Annotated in this window: 1 protein-coding gene; it reads left to right on the plus strand. The window is 76.6% G+C overall.

Annotated elements, in window-relative coordinates; all coding sequences use genetic code 11:
• Nucleotides 1–557: 557 nt before the first annotated feature.
• Entirely contained in the window at nt 558–4,523 is a 3,966-nt protein-coding gene (locus ACIQOV_RS28700; RefSeq protein WP_401053387.1) for a beta-N-acetylglucosaminidase domain-containing protein, read from the plus strand.
• The last annotated feature ends 61 nt before the right edge of the window (nt 4,524–4,584 follow it).

Below are 4,584 nucleotides of genomic sequence, written 5' to 3' on the forward strand. Positions count from 1 at the left end.
CCCATCGCCCCCAGCACCGCGACCAGCGTCCGCGCCCCCACCGTCTGCCCGCCGGCCCCCGGATACCGGGTGTCCACCCCGTACGCCTGCGCCAGCGCCACCAGTTCGGCGGGCGGCGGCGGAGCGTCCTGCGCCGGCACCTGCTCGGCTCCGTCACTGTCGTGGTAAGCGGCCACTCGCGGCTCCTGCGATGTCTCGGCAACGCCCGGTCAGGACAGCCACAGTCCTACCCGCGTGACACCACGATCACCCAGCGCGACACGACGGTGCCGGACGGAACGGCCGGGGGAGCAGGCCGACCGCGATCAGGGCCGGCAGCCACCGGCGCGGCGACGGTGGAACCATCCGTTGTCCCCTTCCCCCGACCACGATTGACACGGTGTCGCACCGTGACGCCGATTCTGCTGGTCGCGGCCGCTCCGCACCAGGGGTCGGCCCTGGTCTCCACAAGGGAATGAAGCAGGGCAATCCAGGCGTAGCTGTCGGTGACATTGACACCGGATTGGCCAGCTGGTGGGGTTGCCGGGATGTGGTTCCGGCCTGGCGAGGAGGCTCCTGTGCAAGCCCGAGTGTCCGTTGCGGCCGGGCGGCGGCTGCGGTCGCAGTTGGAGCAGAGTCCGGCGTTGCGGGAGGTGCTGCAGCACCCCGCGGCGGTGGTGGCGCGGCGGGCGACGGCGCGGACGTGCCGTCAGTTGGCGCCGCGGACGGCGGACCGGCTGATCGCCGACCTCAAGGGCACGGAGCCGCTGCTGGCCTCGGTGCGCGAGGAGCGGGCGGAGCGGGCCGGGCGGGCCGCGGGCCGGCCGGGGCGGCGGACGATGCAGATCGCGGCCGGGGTCGCGGCCGCGGCGGTGGTCGGCGGGCTGCTGGCCGGTTCGTTGCCGTCGACGGCGTACGCGGCGGCTTCGGCGGTCTCGGCGCCGGACGTGGTGAGCGCCGCGCCGCAGACGCCGCTGGGCAGCGTGACCGACCCGAGGGTGTTCCCGAAGCCGCAGCAGCAGACGGTGGCGGGCAAGCCCGTCACGGTGCCGTCGGCCGTGACGCTGGTGACCGCACCCAAGGTGGACCAGGGCGCGGTGCGGGCCGTGCACGAGGTGCTGGAGGTCGCCGGCGCGCGCGACGTGACGCCGCAGCCGGACGGCGGGACGCCGGCCGCCGGTTCGCTGGTGGTGTACGTCGGCGGGCCCGCCGAGGGCGCCGGCGGCGAGGTGGACCGGGTGCTGCGGCAGCTGTCCGCGGCGGCCGGCGGCAAGGACGGCACCGGGCCGACGACCGCGGGGATGCCGGCCGGCGGGTACGTGCTGTCGGCCGGTCAGCTGCCCGCCCAGGGCGGCGGCACGTACGGCGCCGTGGTGCTGGCCGGCGTGGACGCCACCGGCACCTTCTACGCCGCGCAGAGCCTGCGTCAGCTGCTCGCCGCCGTACCGGCCGGGCAGGGGCAGGCGCCCGGTGCGGCCGGGCTCGGCCTGCCCGGGATCACGTTGCGGGACTGGCCGACCGGCGCGCCGGTGCGCGGCACCGCGGAGGCCTTCTACGGCACCCCGTGGACCGCCCAGCAGCGCCTGGAGCAGGTCGACTTCCTGGGCCGCTCCAAGCAGAACTTCTACCTCTACGCCCCTGGTGACGACCCGTACCGGCTCTCCCGCTGGCGCAACGCCTACCCCGCGGCCCAGGCCGAGGAGCTGCGCGAACTGGGCTTCCGGGCGCGGCAGAACCACGTGGTGCTCGGCTACGCGATCGACCCGGGGCAGTCCTTCTGCTTCAGCTCCGGCAAGGACGTGGACGCGCTGGTGAAGAAGCTGGACGGGCTGCGGGGGCTCGGTTTCACCGCCTTCCAGCTGCAGTTCCTGGACGTCAGCTACGACGAGTGGCACTGCGACGACGACCGCGACGAGTACGGCACCGGGCCCGCCGCGGCCGCCAAGGCGCAGGCCGCGCTGGTGCGGAAGGTGCAGGACCGGCTGATCGCGCGGAACCCGGGCCTGGCGCCGCTGTCCGTCGTCCCCACCGAGTACCACCAGCAGGGCTCCACCCCGTACCGCAAGGCGCTGGCGGCGGCGCTGCCGGAGGGCGTGCAGGTGGCCTGGAGCGGGGTCGGGGTGATCCCGGAGAAGATCACCGGTGCCCAGGCCTCGGACACCGCCGGGCTGTACGGGCGCCCGCTGCTCACCATGGACAACTACCCGGTCAACGACGCCACCCCGGACCGGCTCTTCCTCGGCGCCTACACCGGGCGCGACCCGGAGGTGGCCACCCGCTCGGCGGTGCTGCTGACCGGCGCGATGCAGCAGCCGGTGGCCTCCCGGATCGCCGTCTCGACGGCCGGCGACTTCGCCTGGAACCCGGCCGGGTACAGGCCGGAGGAGTCCTGGCAGGCCGCCGTGCGCTCACTGGCCGGGCCGACCGGCGCCGCCCCGACGCCCGCCGGGACGGCGCTGTCCGCGGTCCTCGCGCTGGCCGGCAACAGCACTTCCTCGCCGCTGTCCAAGCAGGAGTCCGGCTATCTGACGCCGCTGCTGGACCGGTTCTGGGCGGCGGCCGAGCCCACCTCCGGCGCCACTCCCGACCTCGCCCGGCTGATCGAGGCCGCCGCCCCGCTGCGGGAGGCCCTCGCCGCCATGGCCACCGCCCAGCAGACCCTGGCCGGCACCCCGGCCACCGCCCAGCTGGCGGGCGAGGCCGCACCCTGGCTGGGCCCGCTGCGCGACTACGGGCTGGCCGGGCAGGCCGCCCTCGACATGGTGCTGGCGCAGCACGGCGGCGACGGCGCCGCGGCCTGGAAGGCCCGGGTCGAGCTCAACCGGCTGCGCGAGCAGCTGGACCGGGCCCCGGCCACCGTCGGCGCCGGGGTGCTCGGCCCGTTCCTGGACCGCGCCGTGCGCGCCGCCGACAACTGGGCGGGCGTGGGCGGCGGCGGGCTCACCCCGACCACCACCCTGGGCACCGCGCAGGACCACCTGCCCGCGCTGATGACCGACGGCGTGGCCGACACGTTCTACTGGAGCTCCGCTCCCCCGCAGCCCGGCGACGCGGTCGGCCTGGACCTCGGCGCGGGCCGCCCGGTCAGCGGTGTGACCGTGCTGATGGGCGGCTGGGGCGACGGCCCGGACGCCCGGTCCGCCGCGGACGACTACATCCGCGACGGCGTGCTGGAGTACTCCACCGGCGAGGGCGGCTGGAAGCAGCTCGCCACCGTCAGGAACCAGAGGACGGTCAGCGCCCAACTGCCGCCGGGCACCGTGGTGCGGGCGGTACGGCTGCGGGCCACCGCCGCGCAGAAGACCGCCGTCGCGGTGCGCGAGTTCACCGTCACCGCCCCGGACGAGTCCCCGGCCAGCGTCAGCGGCGGTCCCGACGCGGCGCCCGGCTCCTCCGCCGCCGCCGTGCTGGACGGCAATCCGGACACCGCGTACCGGGCCGCCAAGGCGCCGACCGCGCTGGACGAGCCGCTGGTCGTCGAGCTCGGCGCGGCCCGCCCGCTGGACCGGCTCACCGTGCTGACCGACCCGGCGGTGCGCGCCACCGCCACCGTCGCGGTGCGCCGGGCCGACGGCACCTGGGCCGACATCGGCACCGTGCAGCCCGGCTACAACGAGCTGCCGGCCGGCGGGCAGGCGGCCGACGCGTTCCGGCTGACCTGGAAGCCCGGCGGCGACCCGCCGGTGGTCAACCAGGTGATCCCGTGGTATGCGGACGCCCCGGCGGCCCGGCTGAGCCTCTCCGACCCGGCCCTGGACGTGGTCACCGGCGCCTCCGCGCCGGTGACGACCCGGGCCACCGTGGAGGCCGGCCGGCCCGAGGGCACCACGGGCGAGCTGCGCACCGAGGTGCCGGCCGCCGCGAAGGGCCTGACCGTGACCCCGGCCGGGCCGGTGACCGTGCCGCGCGGCGGCCGGGTGGGTGTGCCGCTGCTGGTGGGCGCCACCGCGGAGACGCCGTCCGGGACGTACCGGGTGCCGGTGCAGTTCGTGGCCGGCACCACCACCGTCCGGCAGGTGCTCCAGGTGCACGTGGTGCCGCCCACCGGCGGTCCGGACCTGGCGGCCGGCGCGAAGGCCACCTCCTCGGGCGACGAGACGGCGAACTTCCCGGCCTCGGCGGTCACCGACGGCGATCCGAAGACCCGCTGGTCCTCGCCGCCCAAGGACGACGCCTGGGTGCGGCTGGAGCTGCCGCAGGCGACCCGGCTGGGCGCGGCGGTGCTGCACTGGCAGGCCGCGTACGCCGCCTCGTACCGGATCCAGGTCTCGGCGGACGGGAACTCCTGGACGGACGCCGCGACGGTGGACAACGGCAAGGGCGGAGACGAGACGGTGCGCTTCGACGCGCCCGGGGTCCGGTACGTCCGGGTGCAGGGCGTGGCGCGGGCGACCAAGTACGGCTACTCGCTGTGGGGTGTCGAGCTGTACGCCGTGACCCCGCCGGCCGCACCGCAGCCCCCGGCCGGTCAGCCCGCCCAGCCCGTCCAGCCCGGCGGCGTGCCGGGCGTCCCCGCGGCGCCGCCGGCGGCCACCAAGCCGTAGCGGCCGGGCCGGGCCCGGCGGTAGGGGCCTCGGAAGGAGCGGCCTCGGACGGAGGCGGCCC

This window comes from Kitasatospora sp. NPDC091257, from assembly GCF_044757675.1.
In the GTDB taxonomy this organism is placed as follows: domain Bacteria; phylum Actinomycetota; class Actinomycetes; order Streptomycetales; family Streptomycetaceae; genus Kitasatospora; species Kitasatospora lactacystinica.